22 protein-coding genes are annotated in these 25631 nt (G+C 67.5%); 6 read left to right on the top strand and 16 right to left on the bottom strand.

Going from position 1 to position 25631, the window contains the following annotated elements:
* Positions 1-143 precede the first annotated feature (143 nt).
* The 3 genes from K368_RS0102220 (at position 144) to K368_RS0102210 (ending at position 5009) form a co-directional block, all read left to right on the top strand.
* On the top strand, positions 144-1280 hold the full coding sequence (locus K368_RS0102220) for an S-(hydroxymethyl)glutathione dehydrogenase/class III alcohol dehydrogenase (protein WP_027170961.1): 1137 nt from the start codon (positions 144-146) through the stop codon (positions 1278-1280).
* A 273-nt stretch (positions 1281-1553) separates the two neighbouring features.
* Positions 1554-2387 carry an S-formylglutathione hydrolase gene (fghA, locus tag K368_RS0102215; RefSeq protein ID WP_027170960.1) on the top strand — a complete coding sequence of 278 codons (834 nt, stop codon included), beginning with the start codon at positions 1554-1556 and terminating at the stop codon, positions 2385-2387.
* A 423-nt stretch (positions 2388-2810) separates the two neighbouring features.
* On the top strand, positions 2811-5009 hold the full coding sequence (locus K368_RS0102210) for a TonB-dependent siderophore receptor (protein ID WP_027170959.1): 2199 nt from the start codon (positions 2811-2813) through the stop codon (positions 5007-5009).
* Positions 5010-5082: 73 nt separating this feature from the next.
* Here K368_RS0102210 and K368_RS0102205 read toward each other — a convergent pair whose 3' ends face one another.
* The 9 genes from K368_RS0102205 to K368_RS0102165 all read right to left on the bottom strand — a co-directional run bounded on the left by K368_RS0102205 (position 5083) and on the right by K368_RS0102165 (position 15697).
* A complete protein-coding gene (locus K368_RS0102205; protein WP_036265898.1) occupies positions 5083-6045 on the bottom strand; it encodes an aliphatic sulfonate ABC transporter substrate-binding protein in 963 nt (320 codons plus the stop codon).
* A gap of 25 nt (positions 6046-6070) precedes the next feature.
* On the bottom strand, positions 6071-6610 hold the full coding sequence (locus K368_RS0102200; RefSeq protein WP_027170957.1) for a cupin domain-containing protein: 540 nt from the start codon (positions 6608-6610) through the stop codon (positions 6071-6073).
* A gap of 26 nt (positions 6611-6636) precedes the next feature.
* Positions 6637-7578: an ABC transporter substrate-binding protein gene (locus K368_RS0102195; RefSeq protein WP_155934978.1), complete on the bottom strand. Its 942-nt coding sequence runs from the start codon at positions 7576-7578 to the stop codon at positions 6637-6639.
* Positions 7578-8681 (bottom strand): LLM class flavin-dependent oxidoreductase, encoded by a 1104-nt coding sequence (locus K368_RS0102190; RefSeq protein WP_027170955.1) that lies wholly within the window; start codon positions 8679-8681, stop codon positions 7578-7580. Before K368_RS0102190 ends, K368_RS0102195 begins: the two co-directional genes overlap by 1 nt.
* 37 nt (positions 8682-8718) lie before the next feature.
* Positions 8719-9861: an acyl-CoA dehydrogenase family protein gene (locus K368_RS0102185; protein ID WP_027170954.1), complete on the bottom strand. Its 1143-nt coding sequence runs from the start codon at positions 9859-9861 to the stop codon at positions 8719-8721.
* Positions 9862-10099: 238 nt separating this feature from the next.
* The gene (locus tag K368_RS0102180; protein ID WP_027170953.1) at positions 10100-10375 is read right to left on the bottom strand and encodes a hypothetical protein; all 276 of its coding nucleotides are present in this window, start codon (positions 10373-10375) and stop codon (positions 10100-10102) included.
* Positions 10376-10477: 102 nt separating this feature from the next.
* A complete protein-coding gene (ada, locus tag K368_RS0102175; protein WP_027170952.1) occupies positions 10478-11566 on the bottom strand; it encodes a bifunctional DNA-binding transcriptional regulator/O6-methylguanine-DNA methyltransferase Ada in 1089 nt (362 codons plus the stop codon).
* Between the two features lie 141 nt (positions 11567-11707).
* The gene (locus K368_RS0102170) at positions 11708-13267 is read right to left on the bottom strand and encodes a PepSY-associated TM helix domain-containing protein (protein ID WP_027170951.1); all 1560 of its coding nucleotides are present in this window, start codon (positions 13265-13267) and stop codon (positions 11708-11710) included.
* A 162-nt stretch (positions 13268-13429) separates the two neighbouring features.
* Positions 13430-15697 carry a TonB-dependent siderophore receptor gene (locus K368_RS0102165; protein ID WP_245259473.1) on the bottom strand — a complete coding sequence of 756 codons (2268 nt, stop codon included), beginning with the start codon at positions 15695-15697 and terminating at the stop codon, positions 13430-13432.
* 548 nt (positions 15698-16245) lie between these two features.
* Here K368_RS0102165 and oxlT point away from each other — a divergent pair.
* Both oxlT and K368_RS0102155 read left to right on the top strand, forming a co-directional pair.
* On the top strand, positions 16246-17574 hold the full coding sequence (gene oxlT, locus K368_RS0102160; RefSeq protein ID WP_027170949.1) for an oxalate/formate MFS antiporter: 1329 nt from the start codon (positions 16246-16248) through the stop codon (positions 17572-17574).
* An 89-nt stretch (positions 17575-17663) separates the two neighbouring features.
* Positions 17664-17849, top strand: coding sequence for a hypothetical protein (locus K368_RS0102155; RefSeq protein ID WP_027170948.1), 186 nt, complete (start codon positions 17664-17666; stop codon positions 17847-17849).
* Positions 17850-17964: 115 nt separating this feature from the next.
* Here the strand turns inward: K368_RS0102155 and K368_RS0102150 are convergent, their stop codons facing one another.
* The 7 genes from K368_RS0102150 to K368_RS0102120 all read right to left on the bottom strand — a co-directional run bounded on the left by K368_RS0102150 (position 17965) and on the right by K368_RS0102120 (position 24861).
* Positions 17965-19638, bottom strand: coding sequence for a methyl-accepting chemotaxis protein (locus K368_RS0102150; protein WP_051439722.1), 1674 nt, complete (start codon positions 19636-19638; stop codon positions 17965-17967).
* A gap of 370 nt (positions 19639-20008) precedes the next feature.
* Positions 20009-20833, bottom strand: a complete 825-nt coding sequence (gene panB / locus K368_RS0102145) for a 3-methyl-2-oxobutanoate hydroxymethyltransferase (RefSeq protein ID WP_027170946.1) — start codon at positions 20831-20833, stop codon at positions 20009-20011.
* Between the two features lie 357 nt (positions 20834-21190).
* The gene (locus tag K368_RS0102140) at positions 21191-21910 is read right to left on the bottom strand and encodes a cytochrome c biogenesis protein CcdA (protein ID WP_027170945.1); all 720 of its coding nucleotides are present in this window, start codon (positions 21908-21910) and stop codon (positions 21191-21193) included.
* A 50-nt stretch (positions 21911-21960) separates the two neighbouring features.
* The gene (locus K368_RS0102135) at positions 21961-22341 is read right to left on the bottom strand and encodes a thioredoxin family protein (RefSeq protein WP_027170944.1); all 381 of its coding nucleotides are present in this window, start codon (positions 22339-22341) and stop codon (positions 21961-21963) included.
* A gap of 77 nt (positions 22342-22418) precedes the next feature.
* Complete coding sequence (locus K368_RS0102130; protein WP_197030968.1) at positions 22419-23024, bottom strand: rhodanese-like domain-containing protein; 606 nt, start codon at positions 23022-23024, stop codon at positions 22419-22421.
* A gap of 8 nt (positions 23025-23032) precedes the next feature.
* The gene (locus tag K368_RS0102125) at positions 23033-23878 is read right to left on the bottom strand and encodes a quinoprotein dehydrogenase-associated SoxYZ-like carrier (RefSeq protein ID WP_027170942.1); all 846 of its coding nucleotides are present in this window, start codon (positions 23876-23878) and stop codon (positions 23033-23035) included.
* Between the two features lie 35 nt (positions 23879-23913).
* Positions 23914-24861 (bottom strand): quinoprotein relay system zinc metallohydrolase 2, encoded by a 948-nt coding sequence (locus tag K368_RS0102120; RefSeq protein ID WP_027170941.1) that lies wholly within the window; start codon positions 24859-24861, stop codon positions 23914-23916.
* Positions 24862-25050: 189 nt separating this feature from the next.
* Between K368_RS0102120 and K368_RS0102115 the strand changes: the two genes are divergently transcribed.
* Complete coding sequence (locus K368_RS0102115) at positions 25051-25626, top strand: TetR/AcrR family transcriptional regulator (protein ID WP_027170940.1); 576 nt, start codon at positions 25051-25053, stop codon at positions 25624-25626.
* Positions 25627-25631: the final 5 nt, after the last annotated feature.

The following is a 25631-nucleotide window of genomic DNA, read 5'->3' as shown; positions in this document are numbered from 1 at the left end:
AGGGCGTTGCATCTCGCCTCCAGAACCATCATTGCACGAACCAGATTTTCGGGCCGTTCGGCTTGCCCTCCCCTGGATGAGGCGAAGCCGAAGAGTCGGCAGTTCGACACCGTCCGTGATCGTCCAGACATGAGAATAATGATATGAAGACGCGCGCTGCGGTCGCGTGGGAGGCCAAGAAGCCCCTCACCATCGAGACCATCGACATCGAAGGCCCCAAGGCCGGCGAAGTCCTCATCGAGTTGATGGCCACCGGCATCTGCCACACCGATGCCTATACGCTGTCGGGCCTCGATTCCGAGGGAAAGTTTCCGGCGATCCTCGGCCATGAGGGCGCGGGCATCGTCCGCGAGCTCGGCGCCGGGGTCACGGACCTGAAGGTCGGCGATCACGTCATCCCGCTCTACACCCCGGAATGCCGCAGCTGTAAGTCCTGCCTGTCGCAGCGCACCAACCTCTGCACCGCGATCCGCTCCACGCAGGGCCAGGGCGTGATGCCGGACGGCACCTCGCGCTTCTCCTGCGTCTCCACCGGCGGCAGCCCGAGCGGCGCGAACACCCTGTTCCACTACATGGGCTGCTCGACCTTCTCGAACTTCACGGTCCTGCCGGCCATCGCCCTGGCCAAGATCCGCGAAGACGCCCCCTTCGACAAGATCTGCTACATCGGCTGCGGCGTCACCACCGGCATCGGCGCGGTGATCTACACCGCCAAGGTCTGGCCCGGCGCGAACGTCGTGGTGTTCGGTCTCGGTGGCATCGGCCTCAACGTGCTCCAGGCCGCCCGGATGGTCGGTGCCGACAAGATCATCGGCGTCGACATCAACCCGGACAAGCAGGAGATGGCCCGCAAGTTCGGCATGACCCACTTCATCAATCCGAAAGAGGTCGGCAACGATCACGTGGTCGCGGCGATCCTCGACGTCACCGGTGGCGGCGCGGACTTCTCGTTCGACTGCACCGGCAACGTCCACGTCATGCGCCAGGCCCTCGAATGCTGCCATCGCGGCTGGGGCGAGTCCATCGTCATCGGCGTGGCCGAGGCCGGCAAGGAGATCTCCACCCGTCCGTTCCAGCTCGTCACCGGCCGCGTCTGGAAGGGCTCGGCCTTCGGCGGCGCCCGTGGCCGCACCGACGTGCCGAAGATCGTCGACTGGTACATGGAGGGCAAGATCAACATCGACGATCTGATCACCCACACCATGCCGCTCGAAGACATCAACCACGGCTTCGACCTGATGCATGAAGGCAAGTCGATCCGCTCGGTGGTGGTTTACTGAAGAAACGAGCATCCTCTCTCCCCGCTTGCGGGGAGAGGGACGCGACGCCCCCGTCGTCGGCGCGTCGAGGCGGCAGCCGACGGTGAGGGGGCGCCTCCGTACAAGACTCCTCCGAAACCGCCCCCTCACCATCGCTTCGGCTTCGCCTCCGCTCGTCGCGGACACGGCAAGGTGTCCGCGACCCTCTCCCCGCGTGCGGGGAGAGGGGGCATGCGCACCTTCCGATGAGATTCGCTAAATACGATCCACTCACCCCCATCAGGAGATCACCGCATGGAAACCATCTCGAAGGCCCGCGCCCATGGCGGAACGCAGGGCGTCTACAAGCACGATGCCAAGACCACCGGCTGTCCCATGACCTTCGCGGTGTTCGTGCCGCCGCAGGCCGAGAACGGCCCGGTGCCGGTGCTCTGGTACCTGTCCGGCCTGACCTGCACCCATGCCAACGTCATGGACAAGGGCGAGTACCGCCGCGCCGCCGCTGAGCATGGCGTGATCATCGTGGCGCCGGATACCAGCCCGCGCGGCGCGGACATTCCCGACGAGGCCGGCAACTGGCAGTTCGGCTCGGGCGCCGGCTTCTATGTCGACGCGACGGAGGCGCCCTACGCCACCAATTACCGGATGTGGAGCTACGTCACCGAGGAGCTCCCCGCCCTCATCGCCGAGAACTTCCCCGCCGACATGTCCCGCCAGGGCATCTTCGGCCACTCCATGGGCGGCCACGGCGCGCTGACCATCGCGCTCACCTATCCCGACCGTTTCAAGTCCTGCTCGGCCTTCGCGCCCATCGCCCAGCCCTCCACCGCCGGATGGTCGAAGCCCGCCTTCGAGAAGTATCTCGGGACCAACGAGGCGGCCTGGCGCGCGCATGACGCCACCGCGCTGATCGAGGACGGCAAGCGCTTTTCGGAGTTCCTGGTGGACCAGGGCACGGCCGACAGCTTCCTGCAGGATGGCCTGCGCCCCTGGCTCCTGGAAGAGGCCTGCGAGAAGGCCGGGATCCCCCTGACGCTGAACATGCGCGAGGGCTACGATCACTCCTACTTCTTCATCTCGACCTTCATGGACGACCACATCGCCTGGGCCGCCGACCGTCTGAAGTAAGGCCTCCGCCACTCCCCTCATCCCCGGCCGGCCGCGCCGGGGATGAGTTCCATCGGCCGTCATCCAGGACAGGCCGCACTCCGCCACGCACAGCGTCGCGTCGAGAACGGGCCCCGGCCCTGATCCGGTTCCACCTCCCGATCCGCTGGCTCCCGCCCCGATCCCGCATCGTCCTGGGCGCGGACATCTCGCACAGGCTGAGCGTGCGACCGCAGGACAACCCTTGCGCTCTGTGTCGAACCGGCAACGGCGACCAACGAATAGTGTTGGGTATCTTGCCACCTCCCAAGCCGAAAGCTACGGCGGAAGGGCGAATACACGTTGTATTACAGTAGTTTATCATAATTCTAAACAACGCTGCAGGGCAAGTCTCGCCGTTTCCGCGAGCCCGTTCTGCTGTCCGTCACCCGGAGCCGCACTCCCATGTCGTCCCCTTCCTTCGCCTGTCCTGCCACTCTCGCAGCCGGCGTGTCACTCATCGTGCTCGCCTTGACGGGCGCCGCCGCGGCGCAGGAACGGGCCGTGACGCTCGAGACCCTGAGCGTCGAAGGCTCGGGAGGTGGGAACGGAGCGGGAGCAGGCAATGGGCGGCGCGCGCCCGAGACCGCCCGCGGCCCGGTGGACGGCTATGTCGCCACCCGCAGCGCCACGGCGACGAAGACCGACACGCCGATCATCCGTACCCCGCAATCGATCAGCGTCGTCGGTGCCGAGCAGATCAAGGCGCAGGGCTCCCAAACCCTGTCCGAGGCCGTGCGCTATACGCCGGGGATCTACGCCAACCAGTTCGGCCCCGACACCCGCCTCGACTGGTTCCTGATCCGCGGCTTCTCGGCCACGGAATCCGGCCTGTTCCGGGACGGGCTCCAGCTGTTCCAGACCTCCTTCGCCAATTTCCGCATCGACCCGTTCGGCGCCGAGCGCATCGAACTGCTGCGCGGCCCTGCCGCCACCCTGTTCGGCGGCAGCCCCGTGGGCGGCCTCGTCAACATCGTCTCCAAGCGTCCGACCTTCACGCCCCTGCGCTACCTCGAACTCGGCGGTGGCTCGTTCAGCCAGCGCTACGCCGCCTTCGATCTCGGCGGCCCGGTGGACGAATCCGGCCACTGGTTCTACCGGCTGACCGGCCGCTTCCAGAACGGCGACGCCCAGGTGAACTTCGCGCCCGAGGACCGCTACTACATCGCGCCGAGCATCACCTATAAGCCCGACGGTGCCACCACCTTCACGGTGCTCACGAGCTTCCAGCGCGACGAGACCGGCGGTGCCGGCCAGTTCCTTCCCTATGCCGGCACCGTGCGCAACAACGCGTCGGGCTTCCGCATCGACCGCAAGCTCAACGCCAGCGACCCGCTCATCGATCGTTACACCCGCAACCAGGCCAATCTCGGCTACGAGTTCGAGCATCACGTCGACGATGTCTGGACCGTGCGCCAAAACTTCCGCTATTCGTTCACCGAAGTCAGCGACCAGCGCTACGTCGCCAATGGTTACACCGATGATTCTCAGACGGTGCTGAACCGATACGGTTTCCAGACTACGCCAAGGGCGGGGATCTTTACCGTCGACAATCAGGCGGAAGCTCGATTCAACGACGGTTACTTCGGCCACACTCTGCTGATGGGCGTGGACTACAAGCGCTACAGCCTGTCCGATACCCAGGCTACGAGTTTCACTGTGCCGCCTCTCAGCGTCCTGTTCCCACGCTATTACCAGGCAGCCGGGCCAACGGCTCCCTACCGGGTAGCAAATCAGCAACTCCAGCAGGTCGGGCTCTACCTTCAGGATCAGGTGGCCCTAACCGATCACCTCACGTTTCTGATTGGTGGACGTCAGGATTTCGTTGAGAACAACGTAGTCAATAAACTGCCTGGCAGTGTGTCGACGCAGATCAACGAGAGTGCTTTTAGCGGCCGACTCGGCCTCATCTATAATTTCGACAACGGTCTTGCGCCCTACGTCACCTACGGAACCTCCTTCAACCCAACGGCTGGCTTGCTCGCTGGCAATGTCCCCGCAAAATCCGAGAAGGGCGAGCAGATCGAGGTCGGCGCTAAGTTCCAGCCGGTGGGTTGGAACACCCTGTTCACGGTGGCGGCCTTCGATCTTGTGCGCGACAATGTGCTGACCGCCACCGCGGAGGATCCCTTCGTCAACATTCAAGTCGGCAAGGTCCGTTCGCGCGGGTTCGAGGCCTCGGCCGTAGCGACCCTGGCGGAAGGGCTGAACCTCACCGCCTCGTACACGATCTACGGCCTACGCACGCTCGAGGGCGCCGGCCCGACCGATCCGCGCATCGGCTTCGTACCGGTGGGCATCCCCGAAAACCTCGCCTCGCTCTGGGCGGATTACACGATCCCTCTCGGCGACTTCAAAGGGTTCGGCTTTGGCGGCGGCGTCAACTATGTCGGTCGGTCCTTCGCCAATATCGACAACACGCTCACCGTGCCGGAATACGTCACCTTCGATGCAGCGGTGCATTACGACTACGCCGGCTGGCGTGCTGCCGTGAACGTCATCAACATCGGCGACCGCCGCTTCGTCTCGTCCTGCTCATCGGAGGCCGCCTGCTTCTACGGCACTCAGCGCAAGGTCGTGGCGAGCGTTTCCTACAAGTGGTGAGCCCGTTTCTCATGCGGTGAGGAACGCTTCGATCCCGATGAGCCCGGCTCATCGGGATTTTTCGTGGGCGGCGTCAGGACTTGGTCGGCGCCCAGATGCCGAGCGCCGAGGCATCGACCGGGCGCGGCAGCAGGCCCTCGGCGCGAAACGCATCGGCGATGGTCTGCTGCTCGGAGAGCCCGTCGCGGGTCACCGGCTCGACGACGTAGGTGCGGCGGGCATTGGCCTTGGCCACGATGGCCGGATCGAGCTTCCACAGGGCGCCGAGGCGGGTGGCGGCCTCGTCGGGATGGGCCTTCACCCAGGTTCCGGTGTCGCGCAGCTTGGCGAAGACGATGTCGAGGATGTCGCCGTGCTTGGCTGCGTACGCGTCGGAGGCGAGGTAGTAGCGCTTGTAGAGCGACAGGCCGGTGCCGTCCTTCAGGATGCGGGCGCCCGATTGCAGTTCGGCGGCCGACAGGAACGGATCCCAGGCGACCCAGGCCTCGACTCCGCCGCTGGCCAGCGCCGTTCGCCCGTCGGCAGGGGTGAGATAGGCGGGCGTGATCGCCTTGAACGGAATCCCCTCCGCCTTCAGGGCGGCGAGGAGGAGGTAGTGGCTGCCGGCGCCCTTCGTCACCGCGACCTTGCGGCCCTTGAGGTCGGCCACCGTCTTGATGGGCGAGTCGGCCCCTACCACGATGGCCTGCGCGGCAGGGGAGGCGGCCTCCTGCGCCACGTAGGTGATCCGCGCATTGGCGGCCTGGGCGAAGATCGGCACCGTGTCGGCCACGTCCGCCGAGAGGTCGATCTGGCCTGCGTTGAGCGCCTCCATCACCGGCAGGCCGCTGGTGAATTCGTGCCAGGTGAGGCCGACCTGGAGGGGCTCCAGCGCCTTTTCCAGGCTGCCGTCCTGCTTGAGCAGGGCGATCAGGGTCGAGGATTTCTGGTAGCCGATGCGCAGCGTCCTCGCCTCGACGGCGAGCACGCGTCCCGGAGCGAGGGCGAGAAGACTCAGCGCGGCGGCGGCCCGCAGCGCGTGGCGACGATGGATCATGAAAGGAGGTCTCGCAGGCGGCAGGTCAGGGATGCTTGTGGATGGGGTCGACCCAATGGACCGTCTCGGGCCGTTCCACGGGTTCGACATCGGTGATGTTGACCACCACCGCCTCGTTGTCGGAGCGCACCAGGACGCAGTTCAGGGGCTGGTCCGGATCGGCGTTGATCTCCTGGTGCGGCACGTAGGGCGGCACGAAGATGAAGTCGCCGGGGCCGGCTTCGGCCACGAATTCGAGCTTGTCGCCCCAGCGCATGCGGGCGCGGCCGGAGACCACGTAGATCACGCTCTCGAGGGCGCCGTGATGGTGCACGCCGGTCTTGGCGTCGGGGGCGATCGCCACCGTGCCGGCCCAGATCTTCTGCGCGCCGACACGGGCATGGTTGATCGCCGCCTGCCGGAACATGCCCGGCGTCTGGGCGGTGTTGGAATCGAGCTTGTCGCCGGGGATCACCCGCACGCCGTCATGCTTCCAGCGCTCGGTGGCGGGCGCCGCCTCGTGGTCATGCGCGTGGTCGTGATCGGAATGGGCGTGGTCGTGGCTGTGGTCGGAAGGGTCGTGCATGGGTCCGGTCCTCGGCGGCAATCGTGTCAACGTACCGCGATCGCCGGCGGTTCGAAGCTCCTGTCGAGGATGAGGTCGGCGCGCGGCGCCCGCGCGGCGGGGATCAGCCCGGAGCGGACATAGAGGTTGATGTTGCGCTGCTCGTCGGCGATCACCGCGTCGTCGATGGGAACGGCACGGTACTCCGCCCGCGAGAACCAGCGCAGCGGCACCGTCTCCGGCAGGCCGATGAGCTTCGACCAGACCGCCGCGTAGGGGGCGGGATCCTTCAGCGCCCATTCCCGCGCCTTCACGAGGCGCTGCCCGAAATCGGCGAGCTGCGTCCGCTTGGTCTTCAGGGCGCTGTCGGAGGCCACCGCGAAGCTCAGTCCCGGTGTGATGCCGTTGCCGTCGCGGACCACGCGGGCGAGGCCGGCGAGCTCGGCGGTGGAGGTGTAGGGCTCCCAGGTCGACCACGCATCGACGCTGCCACTGGCCAGCGCGATCTTTGCATCCGCCGGCGGCAGGAAGCGCAGGGTCACGGCATTGGCCGGAAGGCCGGCCTCCTCCAGGGCGGCCAGCACCACCTGATGGCCGATGGAGCCTCGGTTGGTGGCGATGCTCTTGCCCTTCAGGTCGGCCACCGTCCTGATCGGCGAGTCCTTGGCCACGAGGATCGCGAGACCGTCCTGCTTGTTGCGGAAGGCGACGAAGGCCTTCACCGGGACCCCGGCGGCGGCCGCGAAGGTAAAGGGCGCGTCGCCGACGCCGCCGGCATCGATCGCCCCGGCGTTCAGGGCTTCGAGGAGGGGGGCGGCGGCGGGAAACTCGCTCCATTCGAGCTTGTAGGGCAGGTCGGCGAGGACGCCGGCTGCTTCCATCAGGGCGCGGGCATTGCCCCGCTGATCGCCGACGCGGAGCACCGCCTCGTCGGCGCGGGCGATGCCGGTGAACGCCAGCAGGGCGAGGATGGTGACGAGGGCGCGCATCAGGCGGCCTCTGCCCGCTCGCCACGCCGGGCGAGGAGGCGCTTGAAAGCGGGGATCAGATCGCGGCCATAGGCGATGGCGTCCTCCAGCGGGTCGAAGCCGCGGATCAGGAAGGTCCGCACCCCGAGGTCGTGATAGTCGAGGAGGGCGTCGGCCACCTGCTCCGGCGTGCCCACGAGGGCGGTGGAATTGCCCGAGGCGCCCGTCTCCCGGGCGATGGCGGTGTAGAGACGCTTGTCGAGCCTGGACCCTTGAGAGGCCGCCGCGAGCAGGCGCCGCGAGCCCTCGTTCGCGGGCGCGGGTGCCGGGCCGAGACCCCTGGCGGCGCGGGTGGCGCGGGTGCGGGCCAGGATGTCCTCGGCCCTCGCCCAGGCTTCCTCCTCCGTCGCGGCCAGGATCGGCCGGAACGACAGGCTGAAACGCGGGTCGCGGCCATGAGGGGCGGCCGCCGCCCGGACCCTTGAGATCGCCTCCCGGACCTGATCGAGGCTCTCGCCCCACAGGGCGTAGGTGTCGGCGTGCCGCCCGGCCACCGCGATGGCGGCCGGCGAGGCCCCGCCGAAGAAGACCGGGATGCCGCGCGGGTCCACCGGCTTCACCTCGGAGAAGCCGCGGTCGATCCTGTAATGCGCACCGGCGAAATCGAACGGCGCCTCGGCGGTCCAGACCTGCCGGGCGATGGTGAGGAACTCGTCGGTGCGGGCGTAGCGCTCGTCCTTGGTGAGGTGGTCGCCGTCCTGCGCCAGCTCCCTGTCGTCGCCGCCGCTGATGGCGTGGATGGCGACCCGCCCGCCGGTCAGCTGGTCGAGGGTCGCGAATTGGCGCGCGGCCACCGTCGGCGCGGTGAAGCCGGTCCGATGGGCGATCATCAGTCCGATGCGGTCGGTCACCGCCGCGATCTGGGCGGAGAGCAGCAGCGCGTCGGGCTGGGTGGCGTAGAAGGCCACCAGGATGCGGTCGAACCCGCCCCATTCATGCGCCTGGGCGAGCAGGCGCAGGTATTCGCGGTCGATGGCCGGTCCCGAAGCCGCATGGGTCTCGGAGGTGTAGCGGGGGGCGGCGAAGCCGATGAACTCGACGGCGTCCGCTGGAAGGAAGCTCATTGCGATCTCCTTGTCCGTGTCGGAAGGGGAAGTGATGTCAGAGCCCGAGGGCGGCGCGGCCGGCGGACACGCGGACAGCATCGGCCTGCGGCCAGTGGATGCGCCCGCACAGGACGTCGCGCAGGTGCCGCTCCAGCGGGTTCGCCCGCGACAGGCCGGGATTGCCGGCCAGCTCCACGGCCCGCTGGACCACCTGGATCGCGTTCTCGGTGACGGTGGCCTTGAGGAAGCCGGATTCCACCACCGAGGGGCAGGCGCCCCCGTCCACGTCCGCGGCGACGCTCCGGATCAGGCGGGCGTTGACGGCGAGCAGCCGCTCGTTCTCGCCGATGGCATCCTGGAAACGCGGCAGGGTGGCGAGGCTCTGGCCGAGGCTTCCGGGCTTGCGGTCTTTGGCGAAGGCGATGAACCAGGCCTGCGCGGAGCGGGCGACGCCGTCGTAGAGGGCCGACAGCATCGTCGTGCTCCAGGCCTGCTGGTCGGTATCGGCCTTGCGCCAGCCTTCGGGCGGGCGAAGGTCCACCGCATGGTCTGCCGGCACGTCCACATCCTCGAAGATCACGTCGTGGCTGCCGCTGGCGCGCAGGCCGAGATGGTCCCATGTCTCCTCGATCCGCACGCCCGGCGAGGCCATGGGCACGAGGATGTTGCCGATGCGCGGCTCCGCCTCGTCGGTGCGGACGAAGACGAGGCCGTGCGTGAGGGCCGGGCTGCCGGTGGAGTAGATCTTGCGGCCGCTGACGCGCCAGCCCGTGGCCGTCGCCCGCGCCACCGTCTCCGGCAGTCCGCCCCTGGCGGGGGTGCCGAGCTCGGGTTCCACCCGCAGGGCGTTGATGAGCGCACCGTCCTGCACCGCCGCGCGGCCGAGCCGGTCGGCGATGGCCCGGGGCCAGCTTTCCCGCGCATGGATCAGCCCGTGCTGGAGGAAATGCATGGTGACCACCAGGGCGGTGGAGGGCTCGCCCCGCGCCAGGGTGCCGACCACCATCGCGGCCGCCCCCAGCCCCGCGCCGCCGCCGCCGAGCCGACGCGGCACGATCAACCCCGGCAGGCCGGCATTCCGGAGATCGGCGATGTTGTCATGCGCGAATCGGCCGGCGCGGTCGTGCCCCTCGGCCCGTTCGGCGAAAAGCCGGGCGAGCCCTTCGGCGGTGTCGCGCAGAGGCGGGGAGAGGATCATGGGGAGGCGGGATTCTTTGGACGGATCGGAGGGCCGGGCTCACGGGACAGACCCGCTCGATGGCCCTGGCCAAGTGCCGGGATGGTCCCGCCGAAAGCCTGTCCTGTCAACGAGAACGTTCTTTTTTAAGAACGGGAGCTCGGAGAAGGCCCTTGCTGTCGCTGCTCCCTAAGCCGAAAGTCGTTTCCCCGAAGCTTCTAGGCAAGGGGGCAGCCCGTGTCCCGAGCCCCGCCGGCCGTCATCTGGTCCGCGCTCGTTCAGTTGGGGTCGTTCGACAAAACAAACGGTCCGTCGGCGCGGACGGATGCGCTGCGGCAAGCGGCGGCGGCTCGGCGGCGTCGAGATCGTCGGGATCGGGGCTAGCGGCGGAGGCGAACTTGCCGAACTCCCAGCCGTCGATCCAATCCTGCCTGTCGGCGGATTCCTCGCCGCCCGGGGCGCGATCGATGGTCTCGCCACGCCCGTAGGCTTCGAAACCCAGCCAGTAGAAATCCGGCGTCGCGGCGCTCGTCACGGCATTCTCCCTCTCCGGGGACGGTCATGCCACGGGACGGTGCGGGCCACATCCTCCGGATGGGGTAGCGCGGCCATCGATATCAGTGCGCGAATGTCGCGGTCAGGGGGCGACGCCCTCTCGGGTGAGGAGGTCGCGCTTGCGCGCGACGCCCCAGCGGTAGCCGGAGAGCGCCCCGTCCGAACGGACAACCCGGTGGCAGGGAATCGCCACGGCGATGGGGTTCGCGCCGCAGGCCCGCGCCACGGCACGGGTGGCCGCCGGCGCGCCGATGGCGCGGGCGATCTCCGCATAGGTCGCTGTGGTGCCGATGGGGATCCTGCGCAGGGCGTCCCAGACCCGCTGCTGGAAGGCGGTGCCGCCGATGTCCAGCGGCAGGTCGAGACCGCGCGAGGGGCAAGCCACGAACCCCACCACCTGCGCCATCCACGCCTCGAAATCCGGGTCGCCGCCGAAGAGTTCGGCCTTCGGGAAACGGTCCTCGAGGTCGCGGACGAGGATCTCGGGATCGTCTCCGAGCAGGATGGCGCAGAGTCCCTTGGCTGTCGCCGCCACTAGGATGGCGCCGAGGGCGCATTGGCCGATGCCGAACCGGATCGCGACCCCTTCGCCGCCCCGGCGGTAGATGTTCGGGGCCATGCCGAGGCGGTCCGTCGCGTCCGCGTAGAAGCGGCTCGGCGAGGCGTATCCGGCCTCGTAGATCGCCTGCGTCACCGATGGGGACCGGCCCAGGCCCGAGGCGAGGGCCTCCGCGCGCCGTGCCGCCGCATAGGCCTTCGGCGTCACGCCGGTGACCGCCTTGAACACCCGGTGGAAATGGAACGCGCTGAGCCCGGTCGCCTCCGCCAGCACCCCGAGGCCCGGCACCGTCTCGGATTCGTCGATGAGGCGGCAGGCGCGGGCGACGGCCTCGGCCCGACGCACGGCGAGGCTCGGCGCGTTGGGCCGGCAGCGCTTGCAGGGGCGAAAGCCGGCCTCCTCCGCCTCGGCGCAGGTGGCATGGAAGCTGACATTCTCGCGCCGTGCCGGGCGGGCGGCGCAGCTCGGACGGCAATAGATTCCGGTGGTGCGTACCGCATAAACGAAGCGGCCATCGGCGGCTTCGTCGCGGGCGGCGAGGGAGGCCCATTTCGCCGCGTCGTCGCCGTCGAGGTGGCGGCCTGTGGCGGGCAGGACATCTGGGCGGGACATCGATTCGGGGGCGGACACGGCGTCGATCTCCTGACCGGGCGACGACGGCGCGGGGAGCGCCGCCGCCTCAGGTCGTCATACTGGCCCTGAGGATCGCCGGCCGCATCCCGGTTCTTGCTCCCGCTTTCGCTTCACCCGGATTCAGGCGGTCCTCGGCGCGCCGACGGGGGCGGGTTTCGCGCGCGTGCGGGTCTGGAACCGTGCCACCTTGCGGGCAACGAGCGCGAACAATCCCGCCAGGGCGGTCATGGCGGCATCGAACCAGAGGAAGCGCGGGTCGTGCCGCAGCAGGGCGCTCGGGCCAGGCGCGGCGGCGGCGGCGAGATCCGCCAAAGCCACGGCGAGGAACAGGGCGGCGGTGACGAGGGCCATCTCCCGCCATGCGGCCCGGTGAGGCCGGAACAGCGAAACCACGCTCATCACGATCCAGGCGGCGAAGAAGGCCCGGACCTCCCAGTCGAGGCGGCCGGTGAGGCCCGGAGGGAGGATCCGGTTGGCGAGGAAATACACCGCGATCGCCGCCGGCAGGCCGATGACGGTGCCGATGTTGAGGGCCTGCACCACACGAAGGCCGAGAAACGAGGTCTCGCCGGGTTTCGGCAGCCGGGCGACGGACCACAGGATCAGGCCGCTCGCCACCATGACGCATCCCATCAGGCCGCAGAGGAAGAACAGGATTCGCAGGGCTGGCCCGGCGAAATGGGCCTCGTGCAGGCCGACCATGGTGGTGAAGGTCTTGGCCGCCGGCTTCAGCCCACCCTGCAGGACCTCGACGATCTCGCCGGTGGTCCCGTCGAAGGCGATCTGCGGATGCTGATGGGCGAGCCCGTGCGGCTCCTCGAAAATCGCGATCACGGTGGCCCTGGCATCGCCCGGATTGACGATGGACAGGCGCTCGAGCGGTTCGTGGATCGTGGCCACGGCACGGGCGACCATCGGCCCGATCGGGGCGAGGGTTCCGGGCTGACCCAAGGGCGGGCGCTGCGTCGTGATCTGGGACGTCTCGGCGTAGAAGCGCGTCGCATCACCCTGATAGGCGGTGGTGACGCCCCAGGGCATGTACATCATCGCCAGGGTGACGATGCCCGTATAGGTGATCATCAGGTGGTAGGGCAGCGCCAGCACGCCGGTGACGTTATGCGCGTCGAGCCAGCCGCGCTGGGCGGATTTGTCCCGGCGCAGGGTGAAGAAATCGGCGAAGATCCGGCGATGGGTGATGATGCCGCTGATGAGCGCCACCAGCATGATCATCGCGCAGATGCCGACGATCCAGCGCCCCCAGAGCGGCGGCATGTGCAGTTCGAAATGGAAACGGTAGAGGAAGTCGCCGCCCCTGGTCTTCCTGAAGGAAGCCGGCTCGCCGGTGCGTCCGTCGAGTTGGACGATGCTCGGGGGCGCCCCCGGCTTCGTCCGCCAGAACAGGTCGATGATCGGCCGGTCCGGCTGCGGCAGGCCGATGGACCAGGTCCGCGCGCCCACGGCGTGCGCCTGGAGATGGGCGAGCCCAATCTCGGCCGCGCGGGGCAGGTCGAGGGCGGTCTCCGCCGATTCCCGGCGCAGTTCCGGCTGCATCCAGGCCGTGATGTCCGTGCGATAGTAACTCGCCGTCCCGGTGACGAAGACGGCGAACAGCACCCAGCCGACCACGAGGCCGGACCAGGCGTGCAGCCAGGCCATGGATTGGCGAAGGCCGTTCTTCATGCCGCACTTCCTCCAGGCATGTCGCTTTCCCCAGGCATGTTGCTTTCCCCAGGCATGTCGCTCTCGAGCGGTCTCGGTAGAGGCGCGGCGGCGCGCAAGGCCGAAGGGCGTGCCGCATGCACGTCCCGCCCTTCGGATGCGGCCCGCCGCGAGACCATGGTTTTACCAGCGATACCGGAGCGTCGCGAGCACGGTGCGCGGCGCACCGTACCAGCACCAGGCCTGGAAGGCACAGGATTGCACGTAGGTCTCATCGAGGAGGTTCTGAGCGTTGACCTGCAACTGCATGCCTTTCAGGCTCGGAGACAGGTAGCTGAAGTCATAAGATGCGACGGCGTCGACAACGAGGTTGGCCGGCACCTTGATGCTGTTGGCAGCATCGCCCTGCGAGCCCCCGAGATAGCGGAAGCCGCCACCGAAGCCGAGCCCGGCGAACATGCCCGTGCGGACCTGGTAATTGCCGAAGAGCGAGATCGTGGTGTCCGGCACCTGGATCGGGCGCAGGCCGACGAGGTTCACGGTCTGGCGGGTCGTCTCGTTGATCGTTGTACCGGTGCCGGCAGAGTTGATGGCATCGATGAGGGAGAAGCCGCCGATGACGGTGAGGTTCTCGGTGATGCTGGCCCGCGCTTCGAACTCGATGCCCTGTACGCTCACCTCGCCGTTCTGAATGGAAAAGTTCCGGCCGTTCACTAGATCGGGCGAAAGCGAGTTCTGGCGCTTGATGTCGAAGGCGGCGGCCGTGAGCAAGATGTCGGTGCCGGGTGGCTGGTACTTCACGCCGGCTTCGAACTGCCGGCTGGTGATGGGATCGGGCAGGCGGCCGAAGCTCGGGTCACCGGTGAAGATCTGTCCGGAGAACTGCGGCTCGAAAGCCTCCGAATAGCTGACATAGGGGGCGATGCCGCTGTCGAAGAGATAGAGGAGGCTCGCCCGACCGGTGAAGGCTTCGCTCGGCGCGTCCTGAGTGCTGACGATGGCGCCCGCCATGTCTCGGGTCGGGCCGCTCTGTCTCACCCAATCGTAGCGACCGCCGAGGGTCAGCGTCAGGCGGTCGATCTTGACCTGATCCTGGAAGTAGATCCCGGTCTGGTGAGCAGTGATGTCGGAGTAGCCCGAAAAGGCCGGGAAGGGGATGTTGGTCAGCCCGTAGACCGGGTTGAGCAGGTCGAGGCTCTGGGGAACGGGCGGGAACGGCGTGCTGAACGTCTTCGTATAGAGCGTCTGGTGATCGAGGCCGACGAGGACGGTATGGGAAAGCGGGCCGGTCTCGAAATTGGCCACGATGTTGTTGTCGTTGGTGAAGGCGTCGATGGCCACGTTGGTGCCGCCGGCGGCCCGTCCGAGGAAGCGGCCGCCCCAGGCGAGGTTGTTCGAGGTGGCGTCGTAGAGGCTGCGGTAATCGCCAAGGGTGCGCAGGAAGCGACCCGAGGAGTGGACGCGGATCCCCTCGTCGAAACGGTGATCGAAGATATAGGTCGCCGAGGCCTGGGTGCGGTCGGAGCGCTCGATGTTCGGGTCGCCGTCGTAGAAGTTGCGCGGCAGGCGGCCGAGGGGCCCGTTGGCGACGCCGAAATTCGAGGGGAACAGCGTGCCCTTGGCGGGCAGGGCGCCGTAATAGCCGGAATAGGGGTCGCGCTGGTACAGGCCGATGACCGTCAGCGAGGTGTCGGCAGACGGGCGCCACGTCACGCTTGGATTGATGAAGCTGCGCTCGATAGAGGTGGTCCTGGCCGGGCCGTCTGCATTCCAGCCGGCCGCGATAATGCGGTAGGCGAACTGGTCCGCGAGGACGCTGTGGCCCTCGATCGGGCCCCCGACATCGACGCCACCGCGCACGGTGTTGTAATCGCCGCCCTGGATGAAGATCTCGCCGTGGCGGACGAAGGACGGGACCTTGCTCACGAGGTTGACGATGCCGCCCGGACCCGACTGGCCGTAGAGGACCGAGGCCGGTCCCTTGATGATGTCGACGCGCTCCAGGCGGAACGGATCGACGGACGGGCCGGCGTCGCGGCTGCTCGGCAGGCGCATGCCGTCGAGGAAGAGGGGAGCCGTGAAGCCGCGGATGAGGAACTGCTCGAGCCGGGTCGAGCCGGAGCCGCCGCGCTGCTCGGTGGTGACGCTCGGCGTGTAGCGCAGGGCTTGGTTGATGGTGAGCGCGTTCTGGTCTTCGATCTGCTTGCGGGAGACGACGGAAATCGACTGGGCGGTTTCGAGAATAGGCGTGTCCGTCTTGGTGCCGACGATGCTGCGCGTGGCGGTATAGCCTCGGACCGGGCCGACGGGACCGCCGGCATCCGCTCCCGATGCGCTCGGCCGGCCGCCTACTCCGTCGACCGACAAGGTATCGAGGGTCACCGCGTGGTCCGCGCCCTGCGCCAAGACTGGTTTCGACAGAACGGCCAGGACGGCGACGCTCGACAGCATAGCAAGGATGACATGCCCGCGAACGGACGATACCGCGGCTTGGCCGCGATGATTGAGCGAAAGCTGATGCACAGCGGGACCCGATTTGCCAGAATTTGATGAGATCAGAAACGTTGTAAAGAACGACTGCTCTCGAACTCGTGTTCTGCATTCATCTGGCAAAGAAGGTAATATGCATGCAAGTGCTATCTTCTGGAATTGGTATAGATCCAAACTACGATCTTATACTTCCAGTGGTACCTCGTTGATTGCCTCGATGAGGCGATTTTCGGCACCGATCGAGGCTCCGCGCAGTGCGTCGTCCTGCAAGCGGGACGCACCTTGGGTTGCATGTCCAAGCGACCGTTTCCGATTTGGCGATGAAGCGGGATCGCCGTTTCGCTGTGGAGCGTCATCGCCGTGCAACATCGCGGCAACGCTGCTGCAGCCGCGCTTTCGACCACACGAACGATCCTGAATTTTAATCCGTGGTATATTGTATGCCTTGAATTTTGATGCATGATGGCCGGAGCGACGCCACGCATCACCAAGCAAGAATGGATTCAGGGATGGCAACAACGGATACCGGGACGGAACGCCAGGACCCGCCTTCCGCCAAATGGCGGCAACTCGCCTTCGGCGTGCTCTGCATGGCGATGATCGCCAACCTGCAATACGGCTGGACCCTCTTCGTCGATCCCATCGACGCGAAGTTCCACTGGGGCCGGGCGGCGATCCAGTTCGCCTTCACGATCTTCGTCGCCACCGAGACCTGGCTGGTGCCGGTGGAGGCCTGGTTCGTGGACCGCTACGGCCCGCGCATCGTGGTCTGTTTCGGCGGCGTGATGATCGCGCTGGCCTGGCTCATCAACTCCCAGGCCTCGTCCCTGTGGATGCTCTACGGCGCGGCGGTGGTCGGCGGCATCGGCGCCGGCTCGGTCTACGGCACCTGCGTCGGCAACGCCCTGAAATGGTTTCCGCATCGGCGCGGCCTCGCCGCCGGCGCCACGGCGGCCGGCTTCGGTGCGGGCGCCGCGGTGACGGTGGTGCCGATCGCCAAGATGATCGCCAGCAGCGGCTACCAGGACGCCTTCCTGTATTTCGGCCTCGGCCAGGGCGCCATCGTGGTCCTGCTGTCGTTCCTGCTGCGCAAGCCCTCCGTCGCCGTGCCGATGCAGCGCAAGAGCCTGCGCCTGCCCCAGACCAAGGTCGACCGCACACCGCGCGAGGTGGTGCGCACCCCGGTCTTCTGGGTGATGTACGCGATCTTCGTGATGGTGGCCTCGGGCGGCCTGATGGCGGCGGCGCAGATCGCGCCCATCGCCCATGACTTCAAGGTCGCCGACGTGCCGGTCAGCCTGTTCGGCCTGCAGATGGCGGCGCTGACCTTCGCCATCTCTCTGGACCGGATCTTCGACGGGTTCGGGCGCCCGTTCTTCGGTTTCGTCTCCGATACGATCGGGCGCGAGAACACGATGTTCATCGCCTTCGCGACGGCGGCGGCGGCGATCGTCCTGCTCCTGAGCTACGGCACCAACCCGCTGGTCTTCGTCTTCTCCACGGCGATCTATTTCGGCGTCTTCGGCGAGATCTACTCGCTGTTCCCAGCCACCTGCGGCGACACGTTCGGCTCCACCTTCGCCACCACCAATGCCGGCCTGCTCTACACCGCCAAGGGGACGGCCTCGTTCCTCGTGCCGGTGGCGAGCGTCATCTCGGCAACCTACGGCTGGTCGGCGGTGTTCTCGATCATCATCGGGCTGAACGTGGCGGCGGCGGCGCTGGCGATGTTCGTGCTCCGGCCGATGCGGGCGCGCTACCTCGCGCAAGGCCCGGCTCTTGCTCCGGACACGATGGAGGAATCCGGCCCCGCCCGCCTCGCACGGACATCCGTCTGATCCGTCCAGGTCGCGTCACCGGTCCGGCCTCAGCAGACCCGGCCCCCGGGGAGGGGCCGGGACTATTCCCCGACCCTTCGAGGACCGTCATGCACCTTCCCGCCATCCTGGCGCTCCAGACCGTTCCCTTCGCCGGCCTGATACTGGCCGGCAAAGAGGACAGGGACCTGTTCACGGTCGTCTATATCGCGGCCCTCGGGCTCATCCTGGCCCTCGACATCCTGCTCGGCGGCACTTCTGAGATTGCCACGGCCTTCGGAGGCGGGGTCCGCTAGGGGCATCCGTGCCCGGCCTCTTTCTGGAGCGCCGCTCACGGGTGGATGGGGGACGGTCCGCGTTCCATTCCTGTCGGGGCGGAGGCGGACCGTCGAGGCGTGGCGTGAGGTCGGGTCAGGCGGCGCGGATGGTCGAGAGGAAGCGCGAGACCTCCGCGCCGAGATGCTCGGACTGGCGCGACAGTTCGGAGGCGGCGGACAGGACCTGTCCGGCCGCCATCCCGGTCTCCTCCGAGGCCTGCGCCACACCGGCGATATTGCCGGTCACCTCGGTCGTGCCCGCCGATGCTTGGGCGACGTTGCGGACGATCTCCTCCGTCGCCGCCCCCTGCTGCTCCACCGCGGCGGCGATCGAGGCCGCCATGTCGTCGATCTCGCGGATCCGCCCGGTGATGCCACCGATCGCCATCACGGCCTGTGCGGTGACGCCCTGCACCTCGCCGATCTGGCGGCCGATCTCCTCGGTCGCCTTGGCGGTCTGTGCGGCGAGGGCCTTCACCTCGCTCGCCACCACCGCGAAGCCCCGCCCCGCCGCGCCGGCGCGCGCCGCTTCGATCGTGGCATTGAGCGCCAGCAGGTTGGTCTGGCTGGCGATGGTCGAGATCATGCCCACCATGTCGCCGATCCGGGCCGACGTGGTTTGCAGGGCCTGGACCAGATGCACGGTCTGGTCGGCCTCGCCCACGGCCGATTGAGCGAGCATGGCCGAGCCGGACACCTGGCGACCGATCTCCTGCACCGACGAGCCCAATTCCTCGGCCGCCGCCGCGACGGTGTTGACGTTGGTGGCGGCCTCCTCGGCGGCCGCCGCGACGGTGGAGGACCGAGCCGCCGTCTCGTTGGCGCTGGCGGTCATCTGCTGGGCAGTGGCCTGGAGTTCGGTGGCCGATGAGGACACGGTTCCGACGATACCGCCGACGGCACGCTCGAAGCCGTCCGCCAACTCGATCATCGTGCGCTTGCGCTCGGCCGCCGCAGCCTCGTCCGCCCGGCGCTTGACCTCGAACTCCTCGGCGGCCTTGCGGGCGACCATGGCCTTGATGCCCTCGACGGCCTTGCCGACGGCGCCGATCTCGTCACCGCGGGCGGCTTCCTTGATCTCCGCATCGACCTCACCCCGGGCCATGCGCTGGAGAACGCTGACGAGGTTGCCGAGCGGGCGGATGACATGCGCGATGATCGTATAGACGCCGTAGGCAATGGTGAGCGCGGCGAGACCGAGGGCGGCGAGCAATGTGAGCCGCGTCCAACCGGACGTCGCCTCGGAGCGCCGGTATTCCGCCTCCGCCTCACGCACCTGCAGCGTGGCCAGTTTCGTCAGTATCGGGTTGGTCGCCTGCAAGCCTTTCAGCAAGTCCGCATGCGTCGTCTCGAAATCCGAACCGTTCCCGGCATCGACGCGCTTGAGGATCTCAGCCATGACGAGGCCGTTCCCGTCGATCCGCCCCTGCAGGTCCTTGGCGAGAATGTCCTCTTCCGGTGTCAGGTAGGTCGCCAGATAGGCCGACCATTGCGTGGTGATGTTCGAGAGGTCGCGCTCGATCTTCTGCCTGGCCTGAGCCGGTTCGATCTGCCGGCCGCGCAACGCGCGCGAGACGTTGGTCAGGTCATCATAGGAATCTCGGATGACGATGAATTGCCGGAGGGGAATGACACGATCATCGAAGGTGGTCTTGAGGCTTTGTTGACTCCAATTCAAAGCAAGATTAGCGATGCCTGAAGTCGCGAGGAGAACCAGCCCGATACAAGCCAGAAGTGCTACAAGCCTCAGCTTGATCGTCATCTTCATTGCGAATGCTTTCAAACTATACAGATTAGGTGTCGCGGGCCACAAATTGGTCCACGACATCATCCAATTTGCTTAATATTTATGCAAAATGCTTATAATCTTCTAAAAACTTCCGTTCAGGCGATGAACAATCAGCCTTCTGCGTCGATTTGGCGTCATGGGAAAAAGTGCGGCGGCACAGCCTGACGCCGTCTACCTATGAGCCTTCGACAACGGGGATCGAAGACGACCGTCGCAAGGGCGATCGAGGACCCGAACGACGTCTTTCGGCTGCCGCTCAAGCCGCGGTCGTCAACGGGTTCGGCGCGGCATCGGCCTCGCTCGCGGGCGCCCGGCAACGGGCGAGCCCGAGGCGGTGTGCCAACCTCGCTCAGACGGGATCGTAGGTGTGCTCGTCCGCCGGGAAGCGGCCGGCGCGGACCTCTTCCGCATAGGCTTCCACGGCACCCTCGATCTGCCCGCGCAGGGAGCCGAAGCGCTTCACGAATTTCGGCACCCGGTCGCTCAGGCCCAGCATGTCCTCGAGGACGAGGATCTGGCCGTCGCAGGCGGTGGAGGCGCCGATGCCGATGGTCACCGTGGTGATGGAGGGGTTCGTGGCGATGGCGCGGGCCACGGGTTCGACGATGCCTTCCATGACGATGGCGAAGGCTCCCGCGTCGCTGATCGCCTGGGCGTCCCGCATCAGCTTGCGCTCGCCGTCCTCGCCGCGTCCCTGCACCCGGAACCCGCCCATCGTGTTCACGGATTGGGGGGTGAGGCCGATATGGCCCATCACCGGGATGCCCCGCTCCACCAGGAAGCTGACCGTCTCGGCGAACCGCGCGCCGCCCTCCATCTTGATCGCGCCGGCGCCGGTCTCCTTCAGCACACGGGCGGCGCTCATGAAGGCCTGCTGCGGGCTCGCCTCGTAGGAGCCGAACGGCATGTCGACGACGATGAGGGCCTTCGATGTGCCGCGGATCACGGCCTGCGCCTGGACGATCATCATCTCCAGGGTCACCGGCAGGGTCGTTTCCATCCCGTGCATGACCATGCCGAGGGAATCGCCCACCAGGATGAAGTCGCAATGGGGATCGAGGATGCTGGCGGTGTGGGCGTGGTAGGCCGTCAGCGCGATGATCTTGGCGCCTTCGGCCTTGCGCTTGGCGAGGTCCACGGCTCGGATGCGGCGTGACTGAACGACTTGCGACATCGATCTCAACCCGGTTCGGCCGGCGGCGCGAAGGCCGCAGGCATGTCGGGGATGTCTATACGCTCGGGGTGCCGAAATCACGCGCCGAGATGACGGTCACGGTCGCCTGTATCCAAGTCGCCTGTATGCAAGAAATCGGAGAGGCTGACGGATCTTATGCTGACGATGTCGGCGATGGCGTCGCCTGTCGTCGCAACCCTTGCCGGGCGTTTCCTCCCTAGACGTCGGGCCGTCTCCGGTGCCTTTATTCTGCCACAACCAGGGCCGTGTCAACGGGCGACTTTAGTCCATAAGCCCCTGATGGTGCTGAATTCGTCGGCAAGTCGCGGTCTTCCGCATGGGGACGCGTGGTATACCTTAAAAACGGGTGGTCAGGGCGGTCAGCCAGTCCGGCGAGGCCGCCACGAGGGCCGTCTCGAGACGCTTGTCGAGCCCCGTCAGAATCGCGAGCCCGGTCAGGACGAGGACGAGTCCGAGCGCGGCCTTGAGGCCCGTGCCGGCCCGCATCATCCGCGCCCGCCACGCGATCAGCACCCGTCGCGACAGCAGGCCGAGGCCGAGCAGGGGCAGGGCTGCACCGAGGCCGAAGACCAGCATGGTGAGCGCGACCTGCGCCAGATCCTTTCCCTGCGCGGCGAGGAGGGAGGCGGCGCCCAGGGTCGGCCCCACGCAGGGGCTCCACACCGCACCGAGCAGGAGGCCGACGCTGAACTGGCCAGCGAGGCCGGTGGTCGCGATGCCGCCGAAGCGCCGCTCCACCCGGTCGCTCAACGGCCCGGCGGCGGCGGCGAGACGGGTCTGAAGGGCGGGCACGATGAGGACCGCGCCGACGATGACGAGCAGGAGCGCCGCCACCGGGCGAAAAACGTCGCCGTCGAGGCCGAGACTGAACCCCACCGTCGCCACGAACAGGCCGAGCGCCACGAAGGACAGAGCGAGCCCAGCCGCCAGGGCCGCCGGCCCGAAACGATGCTCGGAAGCCGCAGCCCCCAAAACGATGGGAAGCAGCGGCAGCACGCAGGGAGAGAGGATGGTGAGAAGGCCGGCGAGGAAGGCGAGGCCGAGCGAGGCATTCATGGAAGGGACGTATTCATGACAGGGGTGCCCGCTGGATTGCCGGCGCCGCTCTACAGCGCCTTCTCCACCAGGGACTCGATCCATTCGCCCTGCGTCTCGCCCACGGAGCGGCCGACCTCCTCGCGTCCCTTGAAGACGATGAGCGTGCTCTGCATGCGGGCATCGAACCGGCGCATCAGGGCCTTCTGCGTATCGAAGTCGATCTCGTAGATTGCCAGATCCTTGAAGCGCGGCTGTTCGGACAGCGCCTTCAGGATCGGCCGCTGGGTCTTGCAGATCGGGCACCAGGGGGCCGTCACCTCCACGACGACCGCCTGGCCGGCCGCCTGGGCAGCCGCGAAGGCCGCCTCGTCGAACGGTTCGGCCGCCGAGGCGCCATAGGGGGCGGCGAGGAGGGCCGTCGTGAGGAGGAGGGCGCGACGGCTGATCATCGGGGCTGTCTCGATCGGGGATCGTGTGCGGGGCAGAGCCGGCGGCGATCCCGCGCGCCGGTTCCCCTCGTCCGTCTTTACCGCAGGGCTTCGCCAATGGGCTTGGCCGCCCAGGCGGCGTCGACCTTGAGGATCGTCGTCTCGTGGCTGTCCTGCCAGCCCTCGACCCCGTCGGCGAACCAGTAGACGCGGGAATAGCCGTTCTGGATCAGGCGCTTTCCGGCATTCCAGCTGCCCCAGCATTCGGGGTGGCAGAAGGTCACCACCGGCTTCGTCTTGTCGCCGCCGGTGAGGTCGGCGACGCGGGCAAGGAACTGCGCCTCCCGCGCCGGGTCCATGGGCGCCGCGCCCGCGCCGGGCATCCAGACGCTGCCGGGAATCGAGCGGTGGGCCGGCAGCCAGGGCCGGTCCTCCGGAAAGCCCGCCGGCTTCCGGTCGGCCAAGGCCACGTCGATCATCACCGGCTTCTCGGCGGCCACGAGGCGGTCGAGGGCACCGATATCCACCACGGTGGCGCCCGTCAGGGTTTTAGGGGTGTAGCCCTTCGGCGGCCCGGTCCAGAACCCCTCGGGTTCCGGCACGTTCACGGGCGAGTCCGCTGGGCTCGCAGCCTGTACGGTAGCGCCCGACAGGGCGGCGAGGGCGAAAGCTGCGGCTCCGATCAGTCGGATCATGCTCGGCATCCCTGTCCTCAGTTGCTCGGGCCGGGCGGGTTGAAGCTGTGCTCCCAGCGGCCCTGCTGGTTGTCCGAGGCGACCACCTTGATCGGCCCCTTGGCGTCGGGCGCGAGGCCGAAATTGATCACCGGGTTCGAGGCGATGGAGATGTCGCCGTTCATGGAGAAGACGAGCGTGCCGTTGGCGGTGACGTCGAGTTTGTTGATGTAGCGGGCCGGCGTGTAGTCCCGCGTGATCTGATTCATCTGCATCCCGCTGAAATTCGGGTGCCGGATCATCAGCGTCGCCTCCGTCGGTTTGCCCTGGCCTCCTTCGGCGAACTTCATCCTCATGTCTCCGGCGCCCTTCAGCGCCTCCTCGTCACTCATCCCCATGGGGGCCGAGCATCCGCCCGAGGCTTTGACGAACTTCACGGCCTCGTAGAGCTTGCCGTCCTTGGTCTCGGCCACGGCGTGGACGTTGGTGTAGTTGTTGATCCGCACCCGGAGCTTGATCTCGTTCGGGTCGGCGGCGGGGCCGAAGGTGATGTGCGCCGCATAGGGCGACGGGTTGTCGTCGATGACGAGATGGATCGCGGCGATCCGGTCCTTCTCCGGCATCATCAGGGTGATCGGCACCAGGGCGGCGTCGAGGGCGCGCGGCGGGGCGTCGACCTTGATCAGCGTGTCGGTGGCCTCGATCGCGCGGTCGCCGAAGATCGATGTCGAGATCTCCTTCCAGCGCTCGAGCCGCTCCGCATCGGTGTCGCTGGAACCGGCGGCGAGGGCGGAACCGCCCGTCAGCAGGGCGGCGGACAGGCACAGGGCGGCGGAAAACGACCGCCGGGTCCGGGAGGCTCGTGTCGGCGCGTGGGTAATCATGGCGTCTCTCCTCGTCGTGATGATGTGGCGCGTACTCATTCCCACTCAAGCTCCTTGTAGGCCTGAGTGACGTTGCGGCCGTTATAGGTGTCGAACAGGACCCATTTCTCGCGCTCCGACCGGCCGATACTGTCCACCGCCTTGTCGATGGGCTGGTCGGCGGCGATGGCCTTGCGGGTCTCGTCGCGCAGCATGGTGAGGTAGCGCGTCAGGTCGGCGAAGGCGGGGGCGGCGTCGACCAGGGTCGGGCCATGGCCGGGGACGGCCTTGGATGCTCCGAGCCCCGTCAGCGTCTCGACCTCCTTGAGCCAGCCGAGCAGGCTGCCGTCGAGGGACGGAACCCGGGTGACGAACAGGAGATCGGCCGGGAACAGGATGCCCGTCGCCGTATCGACCAGGGAGAGGTCGCAATTGGTGTGGGCGACGCCGTGCGCTCTGAAGCGCAGAACCCGCCCGCCGAGGTCGATCTCGGCCGTGTCGGCGACCTCCATCGTCGGGTAGACCGCCGACCCGGCCTTGTCGGCGCCGAGGATCTCCACGAGACGCGTCCTGTAGAAGTCGCCGCGCGAATCGAGGGCCGAACGCAGGGCGTGGTGGCCGATGAAGACCGGCTTGTCCCGCGCGAACGCTTGCGCGCCGAAGCAATGGTCGGGATGGACATGGGTCAGCACCACGTGGCTGACGGGCTTCGACGTGCGTTTCGCGATCTCGGCGCGGAGCCATTCCCCGTCCGTGAGGCTTCCGCCGGATTCGGTCACGAGCACGGAGTTTTCACCGACGATGAAGCCGATATTGGCGATGGCGTCGCCGTTCTCGGGCGTCGCCTCGGCATCGAGACCGCGCCGCATGAAGATGCCCGGGCCGACCTCGTCCATGGTGAAGGAGTCGGCCGCCCGGCCGAGGCTCGGCAGGCAGCACAGGCACAGCCCGCCGAACAGGGCATCGCGGCGCGTGGCCATGGTCCGCTCACGATGCGAAATCATGGCATATCCTGCGATGATCGCCCGACGAAGCGACCCGACATGAATTATCCTCCCGTTTTTATGGCTACCATCTAGTAGGTAGATTTTTGCTGCCGTCAACGGCATAAGTGCCTGGGACCGGAGCGGGCGCATCACGCCTTCGTGGCCGCCTCGCCCGTTCCGCGAAGCCAGAACCATGATCGACCGGCCATGAGAGACACGAGAGCGGAGTTGCTGGCCCGGGCCGAGATCCTGGTGCGCGGCCGGGGCTATTCCGGCTTCAGCTATGGCGACCTCGCCGAGGCGGTGAGCATCCGCAAGGCGAGCATCCACCACCATTTCCGCACGAAGACCGACCTCGCCCTCGCTCTGGTGGCGGCCTACGACGCCCGCTACGATGCGGCGCTGGCGGCCATCCTCGCCACGAAAGGGGACGCGGCCTCGCGGATCGAGGCCTATGGCCAGCTCTATCTCACCGGGGTCGAGGACGGGCTCGGCTGCCTCTGTGCGGTGCTCGCCATCGAGATGGATACTTTGCCGGACGTCCTGCGCGCCGACATCGCCCGGTTCTTCGACAAGCACATCGCCTGGCTGGAGCGGGTTCTCGCCGGGGGCTGCGCCGACGGGAGCCTGCGCCCCGGTCTCGACCCCGCCGCCACGGCCCGCTTGGTGGTGGCGACCCTTGAGGGCGCGCTCCTGCTGGAACGGCTGCTCGCCGGATCGGCCGGCTTCCGCTCTACCCTCATGGTCCTGTGCGACAGCCTCAGACCTCCTCGGATCGGGTGAGCGAA

The sequence above is a fragment of the Methylobacterium sp. 10 genome, assembly GCF_000519085.1.
Classification (GTDB): Bacteria; Pseudomonadota; Alphaproteobacteria; order Rhizobiales; family Beijerinckiaceae; genus Methylobacterium.
This window is presented reverse-complemented; position numbering and strand designations above follow the sequence as displayed.

Coding starts and splice junctions, on each gene's coding strand:
- K368_RS0102210 (WP_027170959.1), top strand. CDS start 2,811: ATGTCGTCCCCTTCCTTCGCCTGTCCTGCCACTCTCGCAGCCGGCGTG.
- K368_RS0102115 (WP_027170940.1), top strand. CDS start 25,051: ATGAGAGACACGAGAGCGGAGTTGCTGGCCCGGGCCGAGATCCTGGTG.
- K368_RS0102135 (WP_027170944.1), bottom strand. CDS start 22,341: ATGATCAGCCGTCGCGCCCTCCTCCTCACGACGGCCCTCCTCGCCGCC.
- K368_RS0102130 (WP_197030968.1), bottom strand. CDS start 23,024: ATGCCGAGCATGATCCGACTGATCGGAGCCGCAGCTTTCGCCCTCGCC.
- K368_RS0102220 (WP_027170961.1), top strand. CDS start 144: ATGAAGACGCGCGCTGCGGTCGCGTGGGAGGCCAAGAAGCCCCTCACC.
- K368_RS0102125 (WP_027170942.1), bottom strand. CDS start 23,878: ATGATTACCCACGCGCCGACACGAGCCTCCCGGACCCGGCGGTCGTTT.
- K368_RS0102165 (WP_245259473.1), bottom strand. CDS start 15,697: ATGCTGTCGAGCGTCGCCGTCCTGGCCGTTCTGTCGAAACCAGTCTTG.
- fghA (WP_027170960.1), top strand. CDS start 1,554: ATGGAAACCATCTCGAAGGCCCGCGCCCATGGCGGAACGCAGGGCGTC.
- K368_RS0102195 (WP_155934978.1), bottom strand. CDS start 7,578: ATGCGCGCCCTCGTCACCATCCTCGCCCTGCTGGCGTTCACCGGCATC.
- K368_RS0102155 (WP_027170948.1), top strand. CDS start 17,664: ATGCACCTTCCCGCCATCCTGGCGCTCCAGACCGTTCCCTTCGCCGGC.
- K368_RS0102200 (WP_027170957.1), bottom strand. CDS start 6,610: ATGCACGACCCTTCCGACCACAGCCACGACCACGCCCATTCCGATCAC.
- K368_RS0102170 (WP_027170951.1), bottom strand. CDS start 13,267: ATGAAGAACGGCCTTCGCCAATCCATGGCCTGGCTGCACGCCTGGTCC.
- ada (WP_027170952.1), bottom strand. CDS start 11,566: ATGTCCCGCCCAGATGTCCTGCCCGCCACAGGCCGCCACCTCGACGGC.
- K368_RS0102140 (WP_027170945.1), bottom strand. CDS start 21,910: ATGAATGCCTCGCTCGGCCTCGCCTTCCTCGCCGGCCTTCTCACCATC.
- K368_RS0102150 (WP_051439722.1), bottom strand. CDS start 19,638: ATGAAGATGACGATCAAGCTGAGGCTTGTAGCACTTCTGGCTTGTATC.
- K368_RS0102190 (WP_027170955.1), bottom strand. CDS start 8,681: ATGAGCTTCCTTCCAGCGGACGCCGTCGAGTTCATCGGCTTCGCCGCC.
- K368_RS0102205 (WP_036265898.1), bottom strand. CDS start 6,045: ATGATCCATCGTCGCCACGCGCTGCGGGCCGCCGCCGCGCTGAGTCTT.
- K368_RS0102185 (WP_027170954.1), bottom strand. CDS start 9,861: ATGATCCTCTCCCCGCCTCTGCGCGACACCGCCGAAGGGCTCGCCCGG.
- K368_RS0102120 (WP_027170941.1), bottom strand. CDS start 24,861: ATGATTTCGCATCGTGAGCGGACCATGGCCACGCGCCGCGATGCCCTG.
- panB (WP_027170946.1), bottom strand. CDS start 20,833: ATGTCGCAAGTCGTTCAGTCACGCCGCATCCGAGCCGTGGACCTCGCC.
- oxlT (WP_027170949.1), top strand. CDS start 16,246: ATGGCAACAACGGATACCGGGACGGAACGCCAGGACCCGCCTTCCGCC.